We start from the raw sequence: 20,680 nt of genomic DNA on the forward strand, positions 1-20,680 counted from the left end.
GCGTGGGTGGCCCGAAGGCGTTCCCGGCGGGCCTCTGTCGGAAGTACTGAATCAGTGCTTCAATTCTTACGTGGCCTACCGACGCACACCCGCCGTACAGGCCCGCCTCGACGCCCAGCGCGAGGCGGTGCTCCAGGCCGCCGTGGCCCTGCTGGCCGACCGCGGGTACGGCGGCTGCTCGATGGCCGCCGTCGCCGACCGGGCCGGCATCGCCACCGGGAGCATCTACCAGCACTTCGCCGGCAAGGCGGAGCTCTCCGTGGAGCTGTTCCGGCGCGTCGTCACCCGGGAGATCGCCGCCGTCAACGCCGCCGTCGCCCGCCGGGACACCCCGCGCTCGCGGATCGCCGCCGTCGTGGAGACCTTCGCCGACCGGGCCCTGCGGGCGCCCCGGCTCGCGTACGCGCTGCTGGTCGAGCCGGCCGACGCCGTCGTCGACACCGAGCGCCTGGTCTTCCGCCGGGCCTTCCGCGACGTCATCGCGACCCAGATCGCCGAGGGCGTCGCCCTCGGCCAACTGCCCCGCCAGGACCCGGACCTGACCGCCGCCGCGATCGTCGGTGCCGTCGGCGAGGCCCTCGCCGGCCCGCTGGCCGCCGGCTCCGCCCCGGCCGAGGTCATCCCCGCCCTGGTCGACTTCACCCTGCGTGCCCTGGGAGGACACGATGCCACCGACGCATGAGGTCACCAACCAGGTGCCCCTGCCGTACGGCCATGACAGCGCCGCCGACCCCACCCTGCTCGACGCGCTGCACCGCGCCGGCGCCGGCTGGGCCGAGCCCGAACTGCGCGAACTCGGCCGCCTGGCCGGCTCCGAGCAGGCCGGCGAGTGGGGCCGGCTGGCGAACGAGAACCCGCCCGTGCTGCGCACCCACGACCGGTTCGGCAACCGGATCGACGAGGTGGAGTTCCACCCGCACTGGCACGACCTGATGCGCACCGCCGTCGCGCACGGGCTGCACGCCGCGCCCTGGCGCGACCAGCGGCCCGCCGCGCACTCCGCCCGCGCCGCGAAGTACTACGTCTGGGGCCAGGTCGAGGCCGGCCACATGTGTCCGATCACCATGACGTACGCCGCCGTGCCCGCCCTGCGCGCCACCCCGGCCCTCGCCGAGTGGCTGGAGCCGCTGCTGGCGGCCCCCGAGTACGACTTCGGGCTGCGCGAGCCGCACACCAAGCGCGGCCTGATCGCCGGCATGTCGATGACGGAGAAGCAGGGCGGCTCCGACGTCCGCACCAACACCACCACCGCGACCGCGCACGCCGACGGCACGTACCGGCTGCGCGGTCACAAGTGGTTCACCTCGGCGCCGATGTCGGACCTCTTCCTGACGCTCGCCCAGGCGCCCGGCGGCCTCAGCTGCTTCATGCTGCCGCGCGTCCTGCCCGACGGCAGCCGCAACCGCATCCTGCTCCAGCGGCTCAAGGACAAGCTGGGCAACAAGTCCAACGCCTCCGCCGAGATCGAGTACGACGGCGCGGTCGGCTGGCTGGTCGGCGAGGAGGGGCGCGGGGTGCCGACCATCATCGAGATGGTCAACATGACCCGGATGGACTGCACCCTGGGCGCGGCCTCCGGCATGCGCCTGGGCGCCACCCGCGCGGTCCACCACGCCACCCACCGGCGGGCCTTCGGCGCCCGGCTGGTCGACCAGCCGCTGATGCGCAACGTCCTGGCCGACCTGGTCGTGGAGTCCGAGGCGGCCACCGCCGTCGGGATGCGCCTGGCCGCCGCCACCGACGCGGCCCTCGCCGGCGACGAGAGCGAGGTGCTGGTCCGCCGGCTGGGGCTGGCCGTCGCCAAGTACTGGGTCTGCAAGCGCGGCCCGGCGCACGCCGCCGAAGCCCTCGAATGCCTGGGCGGCAACGGCTACGTGGAGGAGTCCGGCATGCCCCGGCTCTACCGGGAGGCCCCGCTGGTCTCGATCTGGGAGGGCTCGGGCAACGTCGCCGCCCTGGACACGCTGCGCGCCATGGCCAAGCGCCCCGAGAGCGTGGAGGCCTTCCTCGGCGAACTCGACCTCGCCGCCGGCGCGGACCGCAGGCTGGACGCGGCCGTCGCCGAACTGCGCAAGCAGCTCACCGACCTGAGCGACCTGGAGTACCGCACCCGCCGCCTCGTCGAGTCGATGGCGCTGGCCTTCCAGGGCTCGCTGCTGGTACGCCACGGCAGCCCGGCGGTCGCCGACGCGTTCTGCGCCTCGCGCCTGGCCGGCGACCACGGCGGCGCCTTCGGCACCCTGCCGCCCGGCCTGGACACCGGCGCGATCATCGAGCGCGCCACCCCGGTCACCGCATGAGCACGGCCGAGGTCCGGGCCTTCTGGCAGGGCCTCGGCCTGCCCGGGCTCGTCGACGTCCACACCCACTTCATGCCGCAGAACGTCCTGGACAAGGTCTGGGCTTACTTCGACGCCGCCGGCCCGCTGACCGGCCGGCCCTGGCCGATCACCTACCGCGAGGAGGAGGGCCGGCGGGTCGAGCGGCTGCGGGAGTTCGGCCTCCGGGCGTTCACCGCGATGCTCTACCCGCACCGGCCGGGCATGGCGGCCTGGCTCAACGGCTGGGCCGCCGACTTCGCCGCCCGCACCCCCGACTGCCTGCACACCGCCACCTTCTTCCCCGAGCCCGAGGCCCGCGGGTACGTGGCCCGGGCCCTGGACGACGGCGCCAGGGTGTTCAAGGCCCACCTCCAGGTCGGCGCGTACGACCCCACGGACCCGCTGCTCGACGAGGTCTGGGGCCTGCTCGCCGACAGCGGCACGCCCGTGGTCACGCACTGCGGCTCCGGCCCCGCCCCCGGCAAGCACACCGGCCCCGGCCCGATCGGCGCCGTACTCGCCCGTCACCCCCGGCTGCGGCTGGTGGTGGCGCACATGGGCCTGCCCGAGTACGGCGACTTCCTCGATCTCGCCGAGCGCCACCCGGACGTCCACCTGGACACCACCATGGCGTTCACCGACTTCACCGAGCGCGACAGCCCCTTCCCGCCCGCCGAACTGCCGCGCCTGCTGGGCCTGCAGAGCCGGATCCTGCTCGGCAGCGACTTCCCCAACATCCCGTACCCGTACGCGGAGGCCCTGCAGGCGCTGGCCCGGCTCGGGCTGGGGGAGGACTGGCTGCGCGCCGTCTGCCACGACAACGCCGCGCGGTTGTTCGCCCTCCCGCCCGCCGGCTGACCGCCGCGCAGGCCACCACGGCCGGTCGCGCCCTCGCGGGCCCGCGGGCGGGCGTGGGATCCGGGCCGCCGGCCGTCAGGCGCCCGTGGTCGATCCGGGGCGGACGACCATCAGGACGACGACCACCGCCCACAGCAGGTTGAACACACCGGCCGTCATCGGGAGCAGCCGAAGGCCCTGGACGGCCTCGCCATGCTCGGGGCGCTGCGGGTCGCCGGCCTCCAGGGCGTCCACGGCGGCCTGCTGGGCTGGCAGGACGAACAGCAGCAGGCAGAGCGCGGCAACGGCGGTCAGCACCATCGAGGCGATCAGCCAGGACTGGCCGAGCACGTCCATCACCTGGGCGGTGCCGATGCCCATCACCGGCACGGCGATCCCCAGCAACGCGTAGACCTGGGTGATCCGGTGCAGCAGCCGGACGGCGGCGGTGTCCGAGGCGAGGCCGGGCCCGCCGGCGAGGGCCGCCCGGGCCTTGGCCGGGAACATGCTGACGGCCACCGCGACCGGGCCGATGAACAGCACCGAGGCGAGGACGTGCAGGCTCAGAAGGAGCTTGGCCATGATGGGGGACACCCTTTGCGATCGCGGAACCGTGCCGGCCGGGGCGTCCACCGGAGGAAGGCCCCGAGCACGCTAACACCGCCCCCGCGTGGGCCCGGACGCCGGGTGGCCGGCGCAGCCGGAACGGCGTCAGGCCCCCAGAACCTCGGCGGTGAGCAGGCGCGGCGCGGCGCTGCCGACCACGGAGACCATCGCCGGATGGGGCTCGCCCTGCGACCAGTCCAGCAGGTGCAGGTCGCCGAAGCGGCTGAGCAGCGGGGCGCCGTCCGGCAGGTCCACCGGCAGGGCGGAGAGGTCGATCTCGTCGAGGGTGTCCAGGGTGGTTCGGCCGATCTTGACCATGGCCTCCTTGCGCACCCACTGCCGCAGGAACGCGCGCGCCGGGTCCGGGTGTTGCTTGACCTGCTTCAACTCGCGCCCGGTCAGTACGCGTTCGAGCACCTCGACCGGCGAGCCGCCGCGGCTGGGCAGCTCGACGTCGATCCCCACCGGCTGGCCGGCGGCCGCGGCGGCCACCACGCCCCGGGTGTGCGAGAGGCTGACGTGGACGTCCGGGTGTTGCGACAGGTACGGCCGGCCGTGGCCGCTCCTGCCGCAGCCGGGGCAGTGCTGGGCGAGCGTCAGAGAGGCGGCGTCGGTGCCGAGCAGCCGGGCGGCGCAGAGCCGGACCAGGAGGTGCGCGGCGACGAAGTCACGGCGGCCCGACTCGTGCCGGAAGCGGTCGGCGCGCTCCCGCTCGACCGCGGTGAGCAGTTGGTCACCCATCCCGGGGTGCCGCAGGACGGCGTCGCTGGCCGCCACCGCCGCCAGCGGTGAGTTCCGGTCGTCCGTGCCGCTGTCCATCGCCGTCCCCGTCCCCGCCGCCCTGTTGGCCCGCCGGGGCCCAACCTACGGGCCGTCGCGGGCCCGGACAAGCAACGCCCGTGCCGCGCGGCGCAAGTGGCGGCCCGGCCGGAGCGCCGGCCGGGTAAATCACCCGGCCGGCGGCTCGGCCGAACGGCCGAGGGCGCCCCCGGCTTCGGTGCCGGGGGCGCCCCTGTGGTCGAGCGCGGTCAGCGTTCGGCGAAGAACCGCTCGACCGTGCCCCGCTGAGCGGCGAAGGAGTCGAGCGGCTCGCCGACGATCCGGCCGGCGAGCTCGGTGGCGAGTTCGCCGACGTTCGCCTGGAGGGCGACCGCGGCCAGCGCCTGGTCGACGGCGAGTCGGGCGTGCGCGGCGGCGAGGAGTTCCGCGCGCTCGCGCTGGCCCTCCTCGCGGGCCGCCGCGAGCAGCGCGGCGCCCTGCTCGGCGGCCTCCTGGCGGATCCGGGCGGCCTCGTGGTGGGCGGCGGCGAGCTCCTGCCTGTACTCCGCGAGGGTGCGTTCCGCCTCGGCCTGGGCGGTCTGGGCGCGCTCGGCCCCGCCCTCGATGGCGTCCCGCCGGGCGGCGAGGGTGCGTTCGAGGCGGGGCAGCACGATCCGGCCGAGGACGCCGAAGAGGAGGAAGAAGCAGATCAGGCCGACGGCCATCTCGGGGTAGTCAGGCTCCAAAGGTCCCATGCGTCTCATCATACGATCGGCATGGATGGTGGTGCCGAGTGACCCTGCGTCAAGTCGCTTCATTGGTGGCAGAGATCGCCGAACCGGCCACTGCGCCACCCCGCCGCTGCTGCGCCATCACGCCACCGCGCGACGCGCGCGGCACCGGAGCACCCGTCCACCGCCCCGCCACCTCGCCGCCGTGCCGCCTAGGTCACGGCCCCGCGCCTGCTGAACCGCGGCGCCCGCCACTCGCCGGACTCCAGCACCTGCGCCAGCTCCCGCGCCGCGTCCCACACCTCGGTGTGCGACAGGTACAGCGGCGTGAAGCCGAACCGCATCAGGTCCGGTGCGCGGAAGTCACCGATCACCCCGCGCTCGATCAGCGCCTGCACCACCGGATACCCGTCCGGGTGCCGCAGGGCGACCTGACTGCCGCGCCGCGCGTGCTCAAGCGGTGTGGCCACCTCCAGTCCCAGCGGCTCGACCAGGGAGATGAACAGGTCGGTCAGCGCCAGGCTCTTCGCCCGCACCGCCCGCAGGTCCGCCCGCTCCCAGACGTCCAGGCTGGCCCCCAGCGCGGCCTGCCCCAGCAGCGACGGCGAGCTGGTCATGAACCGCCCGACGCCGGCCGTCGGCGCGTAGCCGGGCTCGAAGGCGAACGGCCGGGCATGGCCGAACCAGCCGCTCAGCGGTTGCTCGGCCGCCGCCTGGTGCCGCTCGGCGACGTACAGGAAGGCCGGCGAACCGGGGCCGCCGTTCAGGTACTTGTAGGTGCAGCCGACCGCGAGGTCGGCGCCGCAGGCGCCCAGTTCCACCGGCAGCGCGCCCACCGAGTGGCAGACGTCCCAGATCATCAGCGCGCCGGCCCGCTGCACCTGCTCGGTGATCGCGGCCATGTCCAGCAGCTCGCCGGTGCGGTAGTCCACGTGCGAGAGCACCACGGCGGCGACGTCCTCGCCCAGGTGGCGCTCCAGTTCCTCGGTGGTGACCGACGGCAGCAGGACGCTGCGCGCCCCCTCGAACAGCCCGGTCACTCCCTCGGCGATGTACAGGTCGGTGGGGAAGGCCGCACCGTCGCCCAGCACCGTGCGCCGCCCCGGCCGCAGCCGCAGGGCCGCCGTGAGCAGCTTGAAGAGGTTCACCGAGGTGGTGTCGCAGACCACCACCTCCTCGGGCCCGGCCCCGATCAGCGGCGCGATCCGCCGGCCGAGCCGGTACGGCTGCTCGAACCAGCCGGCGTCGTTCCAGCTGCGGATCAGCTCCCGGCCCCACTCGGCCTCGACCACCTCACGCACCCGGGCGGGCGTGCCCGCCGGCAGCGCGCCGAGCGAGTTCCCGTCCAGGTAGATCACGCCCTCCGGCAGCGTGAACTCCTTGCGGAAGCCGGCCAGCGGGTCGACGGCGTCCAGCGCCTCGCACTCCTCGCGGGTGATCACAGTGCACTCCTGACGGTCCACAGCTCCGGGAAGACGTCCTGCTCGGCCGAGCGCTTCAGCCAGCTCAGGCCGCTCGACCCGCCCGTGCCGGGCTTGTCGCCCATCGCGCGCTTGACCGAGTTGTAGTGCCGCTGCCGCCACCGGGTGACCCGCTCGGCGGTGTCCAGCAGCGCCTCGCCGAGCGCGGCCAGGTCCCCGTACGCGGACGGGTCCGTGTAGACCCGCCGCCAGGCCTCCTCCACCTCGGCGCTCGGCTGGTACCGCTGCTCGGAGGGCTCCGGCGCCGCCGGCAGGCCGCGTCTGGCCAGCAGTGCCAGCGCGTCGTCGTACAGGCCCGGCGCCCGCAGCGCGTCCGCCAGCTCGGCGTGCGTCTGCGGCACCTCCTCGTACATCCGCAGCAGGTGCTCGCTCTTGTTGCCGAGCAGGAACTCCAGCTTCAGGAACGCCGAGGACTGGAAGCCGGAGGCCTCGCCGAGCACCTCGCGGAACGCGCCGAACTCCAGCGGCGTCATCGTCGCCAGCAGGTCCCAGGAGCTCACCAGCACGTCCTGGACGTGCGCTCCGCGCCGCAGCGCGGCCAGCGCCTGCGACAGGTCGTCCTCGCGCAGCGCGTGCTGCGCCTGCGTCCACTCGTGCCGCAGCAGGTCGAACAGCAGCTCCATCACCTGGGTGGTGATGATGAACGAGAGCTCCGCCGGCACCTTGCTGCGCGGGTTCTGCAGGCTGTGCAGCTCCTCCAGGCGCGCGTACCGGGCGTACGGGGTGCCGTGTCCCGGCTCCTCGGCCCGAACGAACGACAGGTTGGGGGTGCTCACCGCGTCGTGGCCCATCCCGACTCCTCCTCTGGTCCGGTCTGCGCCGGATCTGGTCCGGTCTGTACCGGATGGCCCGCGCGTCCGATTCGTCCCGGCGGCGGGGTGGCCCTATTGTGCGGCGGCCGCCACCCGCTCTTGAATGGGTGGCGGGCACGGGATCGGGGGCCGCGCCTTCCGATCAAAAGGTCTTTGGCCCATCCGGCCTCATGAACGCAAGCCTCACCCGCCAGCGCCGTCAGGGAGCACTCAAATGGACGCCGTCGACCGCCGCCTTCTGGCCGAGCTCCAGGGCGATGCCCGGCTCTCCTACAACGAGCTCTCCCGGCGGGTCAGCCTCTCCGCCCCCGCCGTGGCCGAACGGGTGCGGCGGCTGGAGGCGGACGGGGTGATCAGCGGCTACCACGCCCACATCGACCTCGCCCGGGCCGGCCTGCCCGTCACGGCGCTGGTCCAGATCCAGTGCTACGGGCCGCGCTGCGTCCTGCGCGACCCCGAGGTGGCCTCCTGGCCGGAGGTGCTCCAGCTGCACCGGGTGACCGGCGGCGCCTGCTGCGCGCTGCTGGTCGCGGTGCCCGCGATGGCCCAGTTCGAGGAGCTGATCGACCGGCTCGGCGCCTACGGCCAGCCCGCCAGCTCGATGATCCTCTCCAGCCCGGTGCCCTGGCGCCCGGTCGTCGTGCCGTAGGCGGCGCCGGGTAGGTTGGCACGATGCCGACGAACCGTCACGTCCTGCTGATCTCGGGAAGCCTGCGCGAGGGCTCCGCCAACCAGAGCGTGCTGCGCACCGCCGCCGAGGTCGCCCCGGAGGGTGTCACCGCCGCGCTCTACCCGGGGCTGGGCGGCCTGCCGCACTTCAACCCGGACGAGGACGGCGATCGGCTGCCCGCCCCCGTCGTGGAGCTTCGGGCGGCGATCGCGGCGGCGGACGCGTTGCTGTTCTGCACCCCCGAGTACGCCGGCACGCTGCCGGGCTCCTTCAAGAACCTGCTGGACTGGACGGTCGGCGGCGTCGAGATCAGCGACAAGCCCTCCGCCTGGATCAACGCGGCCGCCCCCGGCCGCGGCCGGGGCGCGGAGGCCACCCTGCGCGCCGTGCTCGGCTACACCGGCGCCCTCGTCCTGGACGAGGCCTGCGCCACCATCCCGGTGGACCGCGCCCTGGTCGGCTCCGACGGGACGATCACGGACCCCGCCGTCCGCGCCCGGATCACCGAGGTACTCGCCCGGCTCGCCGGCCGCTGACCCGCGCGCACGGCGCCGGGCTCAGTGGTGCTCGCCCGCGAAGGGCACCCCGAGGCCGACCAGGCCGTTCAGGATGAGCTCGACGCCGACCGCCGCCAGTAGCAGTCCGAGCAGTCGCGAGAGCAGCTCCAGGGTGGTCTGGTGGCTGCGCTGGAGCAGCGGGGCCAGCAGCAGGACGCTGACGCAGTTGATCGCGACCACCGCGAGGTAGGCCACCGCGACCGTCCCGCGCCAGGGCCAGTTGTCCTTGCTGAGCGAGGCGACCAGCACACCGGTCATCGCGAGCGGGCTGGCGATGTACGGCAGCAGCAGCGCGCGGATGCCGTCGACCAGCGGGTTCGCCAGGTGGTCGTCATCGGAGTCGCCGAGGCCCAGGTGGATGCCGAGGACCAGCGCCACGGCGTAGATGAAGAAGATCACCCCGCCGGCCAGCTGGAGCGACTCGTCGCTGACGTGGAACAGGTTGGTGATGAAGTCGGCGCTGTACGCCATCATCACGCCGACCAGCGCCGCGACCAGGGTGCTCCACAGCGCGAGCAGGCGCAGGTCCCGGGTGCTTCGGCCGACGCCGAGCTGGGCGAAGGCGAGCAGGATCTTCGGGGGGCCGACCACCGCGAAGAGGGCGACGAACGCGCTGCTCAGGCTGAAGACGTACATGCACCCAGCTTTACCGCAGCAGCACCGTCACGCCCCCTTCGCGGAGCGTTTCGACGATCGCGTCGAAGTAGCCGACCTCCCGCCCGCCGATCACCCGGTGGTCCGTCAGCACCCGCCGGGCGACCCCGGAGTCGTGCCAGTGCAGGGTGAACGGCGGTACCGGCCCGAAGCCGCCGCGCATGCAGTCCGCCAGCGCGTCCAGGTTGCTGCCGTAGTACCCGCCGGGGCCGTTCACCGCGACGCCGAGCGCGGCGTAGAACCCGGGCCGGTCGGTGATCCCGGCGCCGTCCAGGTGGTACTCGACCTGCTGCTCGGCCATGACGTCTCCCGTCCCTCGGGCGCCCGCGCGGACGGCGGACCACAGCGACGATGGTCGCCCGAATGGCGGCCCCGGGTCGAGCCCGGGACGCCTTTGGGCTGGGATGGGAAGCGGACCATCAGCCGTTCGGAACGAGGGCCCGCCATGACCTGTCTCAACCGCAAGGATCTCGGCCTGCTCGCCCTGCGCACCGCCGTCGGCGGGGTGCTCATCGCACACGGCACCCAGAAGCTGTTCGGCTGGTTCGGCGGCGGCGGGCTGGAGGGCACCGCGCAGGCGATGGAGCACATGGGCTTCCACCCGGGCCGCCAGAGCGCGCTGGCCGCGGGCCTCGGCGAGGCGGGCGGCGGTGCGCTGCTGGTGGTCGGCCTGGCCACGCCGGCCGCCGCGGCGATCGTGGCCGGCACCATGGCCGGCGCGATCGCCGTACACACCCCGGCCGGCTTCTTCGCCACCTCCGGCGGCTACGAGTACCCGGCGCTGCTCGGCGCCACCGGTGTGGCACTCGGCGTGGCGGGCGCGGGCCGCTACTCCATGGACCACGCGACCGGCCACGTCTTCGACCGGCCCTGGATGGGCCTGCTGTCCTTCACGGCCAGTGCCGCCGCGGCGTACGGGGTCGTCGTCCGCCGTCGCCAGGTGGTGCGGCTGCGTGAGGAGCGCGCCGCGATGGAGGCCGAGCGCCAGGAGGGCGTCGGCCTGTCCTGAGCGCACCCGCGGGCCGATGCGCCTCGGACGGGACGCCCGCGTGAGCCGCCCGGGCCCGTGCCCGCGTGGCTCACCCGGACGCATCAGCCCTGCTGGCGGCGGGCGTCCGGGGCACCGAGGGTGGGCGGCAGAGCTGCGGAGCAGCACCCCGCGAGCGCCACCCGACAACAGCAGCCCACCACGGCACCCCCCCAGCAGCCCACCGCAGCAGCCCGCCACAGCGCCCCGGACCGGCGCTCAAGCCGAGCGCAGTGAGTCAGCGAGCCGAGCCCGAAAGAGGATGTCATGGACCGCCAGCCACCCCGCGTGACCCAGCAGGACACCACCGCTCCGGCCGTACGGCGGCCCCGCGCCGCGTTGGCGGCCGTGCTGGTGGCGGGGCTGATCGGAGTGGGCGCGCTGGCCGGCTGCTCCTCGGACGCGTCGACGAACCCGGCCGTGCAGTCGGGCCTGTCGGCGGCGGCCTCCGCCGCTTCCGCGGCCGCCTCGGCGGCGGCCTCGGCGCTCGCCTCGGGGGCGGCGGGGGTGAGCTCGGGCCTGGCCTCCGCAGGGTCCGCCGCCGCGTCCGCGCTGGCCTCGGCAGCCGCCTCCGCCCAGTCCGAGGCCTCCTCGGCGCTGGCGAGTGTCAAGGGCGGGCTGGACGCCAAGGGCGATGTGACGCTCGGTGAGGTGACCATCTCGGACGGGCGGGCGCAGGTACAGGTCACCATCGCCAACCACACCGCGCAGTCCAACCGGTACGTGGTCCAGGTCAACTTCACCGACCCGTCGGGGAACGTGCTCGACGCGACCGTGGTGAACCTCTCCGACCTCGGGGCCGGGCAGAGCGCCCAGGTGACGGCGCGCAGTAACCGCGACCTGTCGGGGACGGTGAAGGCCGTCGTGGCGGCCGCCCTGCGCTACTGACCGCGGTGGTCGTGATCCGGCGTTCCCCGGCTCAGCCGGGGCGGCCGGGGCGGCCGGGGCGGGAACCTTAACGGCGGCTCAAGGGCCGACATCAGCTCTTGACGACGGAGTTGGTCTAGTCCATTTTGATCCCCAGGTGCAGGGAGCCCCTGAGCCGGCGTCGGTGGTCCAGACCTCCGGCGCCGGTTCGGCTCACCCCGGCGCCTGCCTCCGGCATGCCCCGCTCGATTCCCCTGTCATGTCCCCGGCCGTGCGGCCCCACTCCGCGCGGACCCCACCGGGGTCGCGGCAGCATCCCCCACGACCTGGAGTCACGCACCCATGCTTCGATCCGTCACCACGCCTGTCCGGGAGCCGAACCGCCGGCGCCGGCCCAAGAGCCTGGTCGCGCTCGCGGTCGGCACCGCCGCCTCGCTGCTGCTCGGCGCCGGCCTGGCGCTCACCTCCGGCGGCACCGCCAACGCGAGTGCCACCAACACCACCGGCGCGCCCGCGACCAGCGGCGGCATCAAGGTCGCCTACTTCGACCAGTGGTCGGTCTACGGCAACGCGTACTACCCGAAGACGATCCAGGACACCGGCGTGGCCGGCAAGCTCGACTACCTGATCTACGACTTCGCCAACATCCACCCGACCGACCTCAAGTGTTTCGAGGCCACCAAGGCCGCCTCCCAGGACGACAACAACCCCAATGCCGGTGACGGCGCGGCCGACGCGTTCGCGGACTACCAGAAGTCCTTCGGCGCGGACACCAGCGTGGACGGCGTCGCCGACACCTGGAACCAGCCGATCACGGGCAACTTCAACCAGCTGAGGAAGCTGAAGGCGAGGAATCCCGGCCTCAAGGTGCTGCTGTCGATCGGCGGTTGGACGTACTCCAAGTTCTTCTCCGACGTCGCCGCGACCGACGCCGCCCGCAAGACCTTCGTGTCCTCCTGCATCGACATGTTCATCAAGGGCAACCTGCCGGTGGACGGCGGCTTCGGCGGGCCGGGCTCGGCGGCCGGGGTCTTCGACGGCATCGACATCGACTGGGAGTACCCGGGCGGCGGCGGCCACACCGGCAACCACTCCTCGCCCGCCGACAAGCAGAACTTCACCCTGCTGCTGGCCGAGCTGCGCGCCCAGCTGGACGCCCAGGGCAAGGCCGACGGCAAGACCTACGCGCTCGCCGCGGCGGTCGGCGCCGGGCAGGACAAGATCACCAATGTCGAGACCGACAAGGTCGGCCCGTACCTGACCTTCCTGGACGTCATGACGTACGACATGCACGGCGCCTGGGACGCCACCGGGCCGACCAACCACCAGGCCCCGCTCTACTCGGGCCCGAACGACCCGATGACCCCGGTCAAGCCGGGCACCTCCAAGTACTCCATCGACGAGGCGATCAAGGCCTGGACGGTCGGTGACCCGGAGTACGGGATCAAGGGCGGATTCCCCGCCAAGAAGATCAACATGGGTGTCCCGTTCTACTACCGCGGCTGGACGGGCGTGCCGGCCGGTGCCGGTCACGGCCTGTTCCAGAGCGCCACGGGCCCGGCCGCCGGCGCGGCGATGTCCGGCAACGTCAACGGCATCCGGATGTACAAGGAGCTGAACGGCTTCGTCGACAACCCGGCGTACAGCTACTGGGACGACACCGCCAAGACCTCGTACTTCTACGACGGCACCACCTTCTGGACCGGTGAGAACGCGCAGTCCATCCAGGCCAAGCTCGACTACGCGCACTGCAACGGCCTGGGCGGCTCGTTCGCCTTCTCGCTGTACGACCTGGGCACCCAGACCGCGCTGTTCGACAAGATGGTGACGGCCACCAACGGCTCCGCCGCGAACTGCCCGGCCGCCCCGACCCCGACCGCCACGGCGACCGCCACCGCGACCGCGTCGCCGACCGCCACCGCCGGCCCGACCGCGACCTCCTCGCCGACGGCCACCTCCTCGCCGACCGCGCCGGCCGGCTGCGCCGCCGCCCCGTCCTGGGACGCGGCCGCCACCTACGCGACCGCCGGCACCAAGGTCTCCTGGAGGGGCCACTACTGGACCAACAAGTGGTGGACCAAGGGCGAGGACCCGACCGCCGGCGGCCAGTGGGGCGTGTGGAGTGACAACGGCCCCTGCTGACCGGCTGTCGGCAGGTCCGAGCGCCTGAGGGCTCGGCGGAGCCCGGTGCCGGAACACGGAGCAGCCCCGGACGGGGAATCGTCCGGGGCTGCTCCCAGGTGTCCGGGGCCCTGTCGCGCGCCGCGCCCGCGGGGCGGCGTCAGTCCAGGTCGTCGGTGCGCCCGAGGGCGTCCGGCTGGCTCTTCTCGATCCGGCGCAGCATCCGCCCGAGCATGCCGGAGAGCACGGCGCGCTCCTCGGTGGGGATGTCCTGGAGCAGTTCCTCCTCGAAAACCGCCGCCATCCGCATCGACTCCAGCCACTTGTCGCGGCCGTTCTCGGTCAGCTCGATGATCACGCGGACTCGGTTGGCCTCGTCGCGTTCGCGGGTGACGAGGTCCTCGGCGACCATCCGGTCGATCCGGTGAGTCATGGCGGCCGGGGTGAGCCCGAGCCGCTTGGCCAGCTCGCCGGGTCCCAGCTGGTAGGGGCTGCCCGCGACGACCAGCGCCTTGAGCACCTCCCACTCGGCGGAGGTGATTCCCAGCACATTCAGCTGCCTGCTGTAGGCGACGCCCATCCGCCGTGCGACCCGGGAGAGGGTCTGCACGATGGTCTCCACCTGGGGGTCGACCAGAGGGAATTCCCGCTGGTAGACGGCCACCTGCTCGGCGATCCCCAGCTCGCCGCCGGCGGGCGGGTCGGGCTTGCGTGCGCTCATGGGGACAAGTGTCGCATGCCCCGGTGCAGCCTTTAAGACTTTGACGGCGCACACTTCCGATGCTTAGAGTTTAGCTCTGAAATCTTGCGGACTTAAGAGTATCCAGCGAAAGGGTGTGCACGGTGACCGGCACGGTGAAGCAGCAGAGGCAGCGGCGTCATGGGGCGGGCGGCCCGCTGCGCCGCGTCCAGATCGGCAATGCGCTCAGCGCCTTCGGGAGCGGGTTCACGATGCCGTACATGTTCGTGTACGTGGACCAGGTGCGGGGCCTGGGCTCGCCGGCAGCCGGGATGGTGTTCACCGTCTTCGCGCTGGCCGCGCTCGCCGTGCTGCCGCTGACCGGCCGCGGCATCGACCGGTACGGCCCCCGCCCGGTGCTGCTGGCGGGCGCCGCCATCGCCGCCACCGGCGCGTTCGCCTTCGGCCACGCCACGGGCACCCCCGGGCTGCTGGTCTCCTCCTTCCTGTTCGGCGCGGGCGTCACCACCTGCCAGCCGGCGCTGGCGACGATGATCGTGCGCTGCTCCACCAAGGCCACCCGCTCGCACGCCTTCGCGCTGCAGTTCACCCTGGTCAACCTGGGAATGGGCATCGGCGCGCTGGTCGGCGGGCAGATCGTGGACGTCGCCGACCCGGCCAGCCTGACCAGGCTCTTCACCATCGAGGCCGCCACCTTCCTGGGCCTGGCCCTGGTCACCGGCAGCGCCCGGATCCCGGCGGCCCCGCCGGTGCTGCTCCAGGACGCGAACGGCCCCAGCGGCCTGCGTGCCCTGGTCGCGGACAAGGCCATGCTCAAGCTGTGCCTGCTCGCCGGGCTGATCTTCTTCACCTGCTACGGCCAGTTCGAGTCCGGCGTCGCGGCCTTCGCCACCGACACCGTCGGCACCGCCCCCTCCACCCTGGGCCTGGCGATCGGCGCCAACGCGCTGACCATCGTGGTGCTGCAGATGTTCATGGTGAGGATCACCGCGCGCCGCCGGCGCACCACGGCGATGGCCGCCGCCGGCGTGGTCTGGCTGGGCGCCTGGGCGATGGCCCTGGTCGCCGGGCTGATCCGGACCGAGACGATGGCCGCCACCGTGGCGATCATCTCCATCTACGCGCTGTTCGGCGTCGGCGAGTCGCTGCTCGCCCCGACGCTCGGCCCGATCGTCGCCGACCTCGCGCCGGCCAGGCTGCTGGGCACCTACAACGCGGGCTACGCCCTGGTGAAGCAGATCGCCATCGCGGTCGGCCCGGCCGTCGGCGTCCTGCTGGTCGGTTCCGGTACCTGGCCGCTCTACCTGGCCGCGATGGCGCTCTGCACCCTGCTGATCGTCACCCTGTCGCTGCGGCTGCGGGCCCACCTCACCCCCGCCCAGGACAACGCCCGTCCGGTCGCCACCGTCGTGCGGCCCGCCGCCCCCGTCCGGGAGCTGCAGACCGCCGCGTGATCGCCCGTCACGCTTGGATTCAGGACAGGCGGCACATAGTGTCAGTCGCTGGCGAGCAGACGAGTTGGCGAGCAGGCGAATCGGCGAGGCAATGACGCAAGCGGCACTCACGCAGCACCCGGCACCACCAGCCCCCGCAGGCCCCGCACCGGCCTGGCGGGGGCTGGTGTCATGGTCCCTCGCGCACTCCGGCTGGCTCGGGCCGATCGGGGTGGCGCTCTTCGCCGGACTCCTGCGGTTCTGGGACCTCGGGCACCCGGACGCCTTCGTCTTCGACGAGACGTACTACCCCAAGGACGCCTGGTCACTGCTCGAACAGGGCTACGAGGGCGTCTGGCCGGACACCGCCAACACCGAGGTCCTGGCCGACCCCCAGCACATCCCGCTCACCCCGGACCCCGAGTTCATCGCCCACCCGCCACTCGGCAAGTGGGTGATCGCCGCCGGTGAGCAGCTGCTCGGCCTGCACCCCTTCGGGTGGCGCTTCATGACGGCGCTGCTCGGCACCGTCACCGTCCTGATGCTCGCCCGGATCGGGCGCCGGCTCTTCGCCTCCACCCTGATCGGCTGCACCGCCGCGCTGCTCATGGCCGTCGACGGACTGCAGTTCGTGATGAGCCGGATCGGCCTGCTGGACGGCATCCAGATGTTCTTCGTCCTCGGGGCGTTCGGCTCCCTGCTGATCGACCGCGACCACGCCCGCCGACGGCTCGCCACCGCCTGGCCGAACGGCGACCGGGTCCGGCTCGGCCCGCGCCCCTGGCGGATCACCGCCGGACTGCTGCTCGGCGCCGCCTGCGCCGTCAAGTGGAACGGCCTGCCGATCCTGGCCGCCCTCGGCCTGCTCACCGTCCTCTGGGACCAGTCCGGCCGCCGCTGGGCCGGCGCCAGGCGCCCCTGGCGCTCGATGCTGCGCCGCGACGCCGGGCCCGCGGTGCTCGCCATGGTCGGCTCCGCCGCCGCCGTCTACCTGGCCGCCTGGTCCGGCTGGTTCGCCACCTCGGGAGGCTTCGACCGGCACTGGGCCGACGGCCGCGCAGGCCGCTCCACCGCCTCGCTGCTGGGCGTGCCGTTGCCGCAGGTGGACCTGACCTGGGTGCCGGCCCCGCTGCGCAGCTGGTGGCACTACCACTCGCAGATGTACGACTTCAACACCGGCCTGAGCACCCCGCACGACTACCAGTCCAACCCGTGGAGCTGGCTCGTCCAGGGCCGCCCGGTCAGCATGTACTGGCAGAAGCCGGCGCAGGGCCAGCAGGGCTGCACCTCCGCCGACGGCTGCGCCGTCCAGATCCTCGGGCTCGGCACGCCGCTGCTCTGGTGGGCGGCCTGCTTCGCGCTGCTCTACCTGCTCTGGCGCTGGTTCTTCCGCCGGGACTGGCGCTCCGGGGCGGTGCTCTGCGCCGTCGCCGGGATCTACCTGCCGTGGTTCCGCTACCAGGAGCGGACGGTCTTCTCCTTCTACATGGTCGTGCTGGTGCCGTTCCTGTGCCTGGCCGTCGCCCAGATGCTCGGCGCCATGCTGGGCCCGCCCGGCTGCCCGCCCCGACGCAGACGGCTCGGCGCCGCCGGGGCCGGGCTGATCGTGCTGGCGGTCGTCGGCTGCTTCGCCTTCTTCTACCCGCTGTACACGGCGGAGGTGATCCCGATCTCCGACTGGCAGGCCCGGATGTGGTTCACCAGCTGGGTCTGAGCCATGGCCGCGGCGGTGGCGGCCGGCCAGCTGCTGCCCGTCACCCCGGCGCTCTGGGTGGCGACGGGCCTGCTGCTCGCCGTCGCCGCCGCGGTGGCCGGCCGCGGCATGCTCGGGTACGGCCAGGCGGTGCTGCGGGCCGGGCTGCGGGCCGTGCTCCAGCTGGCCGGGGTCGCGCTGGTGATCACCTGGGTGGCCCGCTCGCTCTGGACGTCCGCGCTGTTCGTGCTGCTGATGCTCGCCGTCGCCGTCCGCACCGCCGGGCGGCGGATCACCCGTGGGCCGGGCTGGGTCTGGGCGGCCGTGCCGATCGGGGTGACGGTGCTGCCCGTACTGGTGCTGCTGCTGGCCGCCGGGGTGCTGCCCCGGCAGGGCCTGTCGCTGATCCCGGTGGCGGGCATCCTGACCGGCGGCGCCCTGACCGCCACCTCGCTGGCGGGCCGGCGCGCCCTGGACGAGCTGCGCCAGCGGCACGGCGAGGTGGAGGCGGCCCTGGCGCTCGGCTTCGAGGAGCGCGCCGCCCGGCTGGAGATCTGTCGCACCGCCGCCGCGACCTCGCTCGTACCGGCGCTCGACCAGACCAGGACGGTGGGCCTGGTCACCCTGCCGGGGGCGTTCGTCGGGATGCTGCTGGGCGGGGCCTCGCCGGCGGCGGCCGGGGCGGTGCAGCTGTTCGTCCTGATCGCGCTGCTGGCGGTGGAGGCGACGGCGATCGTGGTGGTGCTGGAGCTGGTCGGCCGCGGGGTCGTGGCCCACGGCGGCCCGGGGGGCATCGGGTAGTCTTGGCGGCGTTGAAGGGGAGTAGCCCTCCACCGGACCGTCGACATACTGGCCCTCACGGGCCCGGCGCCCGGGGCACCAGGCTCGTTCGGGTGCCGGCGAGACCTTCGGCCGCAGTGCTGTGATTCTGACCAGTGCTGTCGGGCCGAGGCGTCCCCTGACGGAGCTGCTGCGGCCGGGCAGCCCGACCGAGGGAACCAACCCCCGATGAACCTGACCGTCGCCGCCGTCACCTTCGGCATCGTCTTCCTGGCCGAACTGCCGGACAAGACCGCCCTGGCCGGCCTGATGCTCGGCGCCCGCTACCGGGCGAGCCACGTCTTCGCCGGCATCGCCGCCGCCTTCGCCCTCCAGGTGGGCATCGCCCTGGCGGCCGGCCAGCTGCTCGCGATGCTGCCCCAGCGCTGGGTGGAGGGCGTCACCGGGCTGCTCTTCCTGGCCGGCGCCGCGATGCTGCTCTTCCACGGCGGCGGGGACGAGGACGGGCACGCCGCCAAGGAGCCGTCCGCGAACAGCTTCTGGAAGGTGGCCGGCGCCAGCTTCGTCGTCGTCGCGGTGGCCGAGTTCGGCGACCTCACTCAGATCATGACGGCCAACCTCGCCGCCAAGTACGCCGACCCGCTGTCCGTGGGCCTGGGCGCCTGGCTGGCGCTGTGCGCCGTGGCCGGGATCGCCGTCGTGGGCGGTCAGAAGCTGCTGAAGCACGTACCGATGAAGGTGATCATCAGGGTCGCGGCCGGCGCGATGCTGCTGATGGCCGCCTTCAGCATCTTCCGGGCCGTGACGGGCTGACGCCGGATCAGCAGTAGGTGCGCTTGTCCAGGGCGGCCCGGGTGTTGGGCCCGTAGACACCCCGGGGGTCGCCCTGGACGCCCTGCATGCTCTGGAAGTACGAGACCGAGCTCTCGGTGTCCTTGTCGAAGTTGCCCGTCTCGGGGACGTACAGCCAGCACATCACCACCGAGAGCTGCTGCTGCATCGCGAGGACGTCGGCGCCGCTCATGCCCCGCTTGAGGGTGCGCGCCGCCGTGGTGGCGCTCACGGTGACGGTGGGCGTGGCGCTCGCCGTCGCGGTGGCGCTCGCGGTCGCGGTGGGCGTCGCGGTGGGCGCGGTGGTGGAGGGTGCGGGGGTGGGCGGCGGTGTCGCCGAGCGGGTGGGCGTGGCGCTGCTCGGCGTCGCGGTCGGGGACTTGCTCGGGCTCGCCTTCGCGGTGCTCCGGGTGGGCGAGGGGCTCGGCGAGGCGGTGGGGGCGGAGGCGGTGGCGCTCAGCGGGCCGCTCGCGCTGCCGGGCGGGCCCGGCAGGGTGGCGTCGACGGAGACCGGCGGCGCCGTCATGGCCTGCCGGCCGTCGCCGCCCGAGGGCGCGGCGGCGTACGCGATGCCCACACCCAGTGCGACCAGTCCCGCGCCGGCCGCCAGCACGGTGGCCCGGCGGCGGTTCAGCGGGCCGCGCTGCTCTGCCCGGCGCCGGCTCTCGGCCCGGCCGACGGCCGGTGCCTGGGCGGCGCCGGGCCCGGCTGGGAGGGCGGGGAGCAGCTGCGTCGCCTCGTACGGCGCGGGCTGCTCCGGCGGCACGGGGGCCTGCTGCTGGTACCGGGGCTGGTACTCGTCCGGCGCGACCTGTCCGATCGCCTGCGGGACGTACGGGCGTACCAGCGGCGGGCCCTCGATGTGCGGCAGCACCGAGGTCTCGACCAGGTCCGGGGGGCACGCGCAACCGTGTGCGATCCGTCCCGTGCCGCACACGGGGCAGTGCTGGTCCGGCATCGGCCGGTCCTCCTCGGGTTGGGTGTCGGACGCGCCTGATTATGCAGGACGTTCCCGAGCGGGGGACAGGTTCGATCGGCCATTCCCGGGGCTTGTGTGGCAGTTGATGAGGGTTTAGACCCGTTGAAGGTCAGGTGCCCAAGAGGTGGATGTTCCGTGTGCACCGAGGGTGGGGTGGGGGCGGCGTCGCGGCCGGAGTGGGAAGTCGGCCCGCCCGACTTCCCACTCCGGAGGCTCGGGGCCGGATCCCGACCGCGCCTCCGGAGCGCAGGCACGGACCCGGCGCTCCGGCCCTGGACGGCCGAAGTGCCGCCGTCATGTAGCAGACTGCGGGGACAGGCAGGTTCGACCCGTAGGAAGAGGTGCCAGATGGCCGTAGTGAAGATCAATGTGCTCACCGTGCCGGCCGAGCAGCGCGAGGTGCTGGAGAAGCGGTTCGCATCGCGGGCCGGGACCGTCGAGAACTCCGACGGATTCGAGTGGTTCGAACTCCTCCGCCCGGTGGAGGGGACAGACCAGTACCTGGTCTACACCCGCTGGCGCAGCGAGGAGGACTTCAAGGCCTGGATGGAGGGCCCGATGCAGGCGGCGCACCGTCAGGGGCCGCCGTCCGCCGAGGGCGGGGCGCCGCAGCGTCCGGCCGCCTCCGGCTCGACGCTCTGGTCGTTCGAGGTCGTCCAGTCGGCGGGCCCCAAGGCCTGACCCCCCACCGCGGCGAGGGCGAGCGGCGAGTGAGCCGAAGGGGCGCGCCGGTGCCGAAGGGGAGGAGCGAGGAAGCGACCGAGGTACGAGGGAGCGCGGGAGCGACGACCGTCGGCACCGGACGTGAGCGCCCCGGAGGCG

General features: G+C 73.5%; 22 protein-coding genes. 13 read left to right on the forward strand and 9 right to left on the reverse strand.

The annotated features are described in order from the left end of the window. The first annotated feature begins 70 nt into the window (after window positions 1-70). The 3 genes from ACIBH3_RS03830 to ACIBH3_RS03840 are packed head-to-tail and all read left to right on the forward strand — an operon-like array spanning window position 71 to window position 3,178. Window positions 71-682, forward strand: a complete 612-nt coding sequence (locus ACIBH3_RS03830) for a TetR/AcrR family transcriptional regulator (RefSeq protein WP_396310230.1) — start codon at window positions 71-73, stop codon at window positions 680-682. After that, window positions 666-2,300 (forward strand): acyl-CoA dehydrogenase family protein, encoded by a 1,635-nt coding sequence (locus tag ACIBH3_RS03835; protein ID WP_396310231.1) that lies wholly within the window; start codon window positions 666-668, stop codon window positions 2,298-2,300. The genes ACIBH3_RS03830 and ACIBH3_RS03835 overlap by 17 nt, the downstream gene beginning before the upstream one ends. After that, window positions 2,297-3,178 (forward strand): amidohydrolase family protein, encoded by an 882-nt coding sequence (locus ACIBH3_RS03840; RefSeq protein ID WP_396310232.1) that lies wholly within the window; start codon window positions 2,297-2,299, stop codon window positions 3,176-3,178. Before ACIBH3_RS03835 ends, ACIBH3_RS03840 begins: the two co-directional genes overlap by 4 nt. A gap of 75 nt (window positions 3,179-3,253) precedes the next feature. Here the strand turns inward: ACIBH3_RS03840 and ACIBH3_RS03845 are convergent, their stop codons facing one another. The 5 genes from ACIBH3_RS03845 to ACIBH3_RS03865 form a co-directional block, all read right to left on the reverse strand. Next, window positions 3,254-3,739 (reverse strand): DUF2269 family protein, encoded by a 486-nt coding sequence (locus ACIBH3_RS03845; protein ID WP_396310233.1) that lies wholly within the window; start codon window positions 3,737-3,739, stop codon window positions 3,254-3,256. Between the two features lie 129 nt (window positions 3,740-3,868). Then, complete coding sequence (locus tag ACIBH3_RS03850; protein ID WP_396310234.1) at window positions 3,869-4,582, reverse strand: 4'-phosphopantetheinyl transferase family protein; 714 nt, start codon at window positions 4,580-4,582, stop codon at window positions 3,869-3,871. A 209-nt stretch (window positions 4,583-4,791) separates the two neighbouring features. Continuing rightward, entirely contained in the window at window positions 4,792-5,277 is a 486-nt protein-coding gene (locus ACIBH3_RS03855; protein ID WP_396310235.1) for a hypothetical protein, read from the reverse strand. 188 nt (window positions 5,278-5,465) lie between these two features. Continuing rightward, a complete protein-coding gene (kynU, locus tag ACIBH3_RS03860; protein ID WP_396310353.1) occupies window positions 5,466-6,692 on the reverse strand; it encodes a kynureninase in 1,227 nt (408 codons plus the stop codon). Beyond that, complete coding sequence (locus tag ACIBH3_RS03865; RefSeq protein WP_396310236.1) at window positions 6,692-7,525, reverse strand: tryptophan 2,3-dioxygenase; 834 nt, start codon at window positions 7,523-7,525, stop codon at window positions 6,692-6,694. The genes kynU and ACIBH3_RS03865 overlap by 1 nt, the downstream gene beginning before the upstream one ends. Window positions 7,526-7,760: 235 nt before the next feature. Between ACIBH3_RS03865 and ACIBH3_RS03870 the strand changes: the two genes are divergently transcribed. Beyond that, on the forward strand, window positions 7,761-8,195 hold the full coding sequence (locus tag ACIBH3_RS03870; RefSeq protein WP_396310237.1) for an Lrp/AsnC family transcriptional regulator: 435 nt from the start codon (window positions 7,761-7,763) through the stop codon (window positions 8,193-8,195). A 23-nt stretch (window positions 8,196-8,218) separates the two neighbouring features. Further along, complete coding sequence (locus tag ACIBH3_RS03875) at window positions 8,219-8,752, forward strand: NADPH-dependent FMN reductase (protein ID WP_396310238.1); 534 nt, start codon at window positions 8,219-8,221, stop codon at window positions 8,750-8,752. Between the two features lie 21 nt (window positions 8,753-8,773). Here ACIBH3_RS03875 and ACIBH3_RS03880 read toward each other — a convergent pair whose 3' ends face one another. Continuing rightward, window positions 8,774-9,409 (reverse strand): MarC family protein, encoded by a 636-nt coding sequence (locus tag ACIBH3_RS03880; RefSeq protein WP_396310239.1) that lies wholly within the window; start codon window positions 9,407-9,409, stop codon window positions 8,774-8,776. 10 nt (window positions 9,410-9,419) lie between these two features. Beyond that, window positions 9,420-9,728, reverse strand: a complete 309-nt coding sequence (locus ACIBH3_RS03885) for a barstar family protein (protein WP_396310240.1) — start codon at window positions 9,726-9,728, stop codon at window positions 9,420-9,422. Window positions 9,729-9,872: 144 nt separating this feature from the next. On the opposite strand from ACIBH3_RS03885, the gene ACIBH3_RS03890 reads away from it, so the two are divergent. The 3 genes from ACIBH3_RS03890 (at window position 9,873) to ACIBH3_RS03900 (ending at window position 13,463) form a co-directional block, all read left to right on the forward strand. Continuing rightward, a complete protein-coding gene (locus tag ACIBH3_RS03890; RefSeq protein ID WP_396310241.1) occupies window positions 9,873-10,436 on the forward strand; it encodes a DoxX family protein in 564 nt (187 codons plus the stop codon). Between the two features lie 285 nt (window positions 10,437-10,721). Continuing rightward, entirely contained in the window at window positions 10,722-11,342 is a 621-nt protein-coding gene (locus ACIBH3_RS03895) for an FxLYD domain-containing protein (protein WP_396310242.1), read from the forward strand. Window positions 11,343-11,663: 321 nt separating this feature from the next. Further along, entirely contained in the window at window positions 11,664-13,463 is a 1,800-nt protein-coding gene (locus ACIBH3_RS03900; RefSeq protein ID WP_396310243.1) for a glycosyl hydrolase family 18 protein, read from the forward strand. Between the two features lie 139 nt (window positions 13,464-13,602). On the opposite strand, the gene ACIBH3_RS03905 is transcribed toward ACIBH3_RS03900, so the two are convergent. Next, window positions 13,603-14,163 carry a MarR family winged helix-turn-helix transcriptional regulator gene (locus ACIBH3_RS03905; protein WP_396310244.1) on the reverse strand — a complete coding sequence of 187 codons (561 nt, stop codon included), beginning with the start codon at window positions 14,161-14,163 and terminating at the stop codon, window positions 13,603-13,605. A 134-nt stretch (window positions 14,164-14,297) separates the two neighbouring features. On the opposite strand from ACIBH3_RS03905, the gene ACIBH3_RS03910 reads away from it, so the two are divergent. The 4 genes from ACIBH3_RS03910 to ACIBH3_RS03925 all read left to right on the forward strand — a co-directional run bounded on the left by ACIBH3_RS03910 (window position 14,298) and on the right by ACIBH3_RS03925 (window position 18,861). Beyond that, window positions 14,298-15,596: an MFS transporter gene (locus ACIBH3_RS03910; protein ID WP_396310245.1), complete on the forward strand. Its 1,299-nt coding sequence runs from the start codon at window positions 14,298-14,300 to the stop codon at window positions 15,594-15,596. Between the two features lie 91 nt (window positions 15,597-15,687). Beyond that, window positions 15,688-17,289 carry a dolichyl-phosphate-mannose--protein mannosyltransferase gene (locus ACIBH3_RS03915; RefSeq protein ID WP_396310246.1) on the forward strand — a complete coding sequence of 534 codons (1,602 nt, stop codon included), beginning with the start codon at window positions 15,688-15,690 and terminating at the stop codon, window positions 17,287-17,289. Between the two features lie 3 nt (window positions 17,290-17,292). Then, window positions 17,293-18,069, forward strand: coding sequence for an ABC transporter permease (locus ACIBH3_RS03920; protein WP_396310247.1), 777 nt, complete (start codon window positions 17,293-17,295; stop codon window positions 18,067-18,069). A gap of 207 nt (window positions 18,070-18,276) precedes the next feature. Then, the gene (locus ACIBH3_RS03925) at window positions 18,277-18,861 is read left to right on the forward strand and encodes a TMEM165/GDT1 family protein (RefSeq protein WP_396310248.1); all 585 of its coding nucleotides are present in this window, start codon (window positions 18,277-18,279) and stop codon (window positions 18,859-18,861) included. Between the two features lie 7 nt (window positions 18,862-18,868). Here the strand turns inward: ACIBH3_RS03925 and ACIBH3_RS03930 are convergent, their stop codons facing one another. Next, window positions 18,869-19,837 (reverse strand): peptidoglycan-binding protein, encoded by a 969-nt coding sequence (locus tag ACIBH3_RS03930; RefSeq protein ID WP_396310249.1) that lies wholly within the window; start codon window positions 19,835-19,837, stop codon window positions 18,869-18,871. Window positions 19,838-20,206: 369 nt separating this feature from the next. Here ACIBH3_RS03930 and ACIBH3_RS03935 point away from each other — a divergent pair, with 369 nt between their 5' ends. Further along, the gene (locus tag ACIBH3_RS03935) at window positions 20,207-20,539 is read left to right on the forward strand and encodes an antibiotic biosynthesis monooxygenase family protein (RefSeq protein WP_396310250.1); all 333 of its coding nucleotides are present in this window, start codon (window positions 20,207-20,209) and stop codon (window positions 20,537-20,539) included. The last annotated feature ends 141 nt before the right edge of the window (window positions 20,540-20,680 follow it).

It is taken from the genome of Kitasatospora sp. NPDC050543 (assembly GCF_044457565.1).
In the GTDB taxonomy this organism is placed as follows: Bacteria; Actinomycetota; Actinomycetes; order Streptomycetales; family Streptomycetaceae; genus Kitasatospora.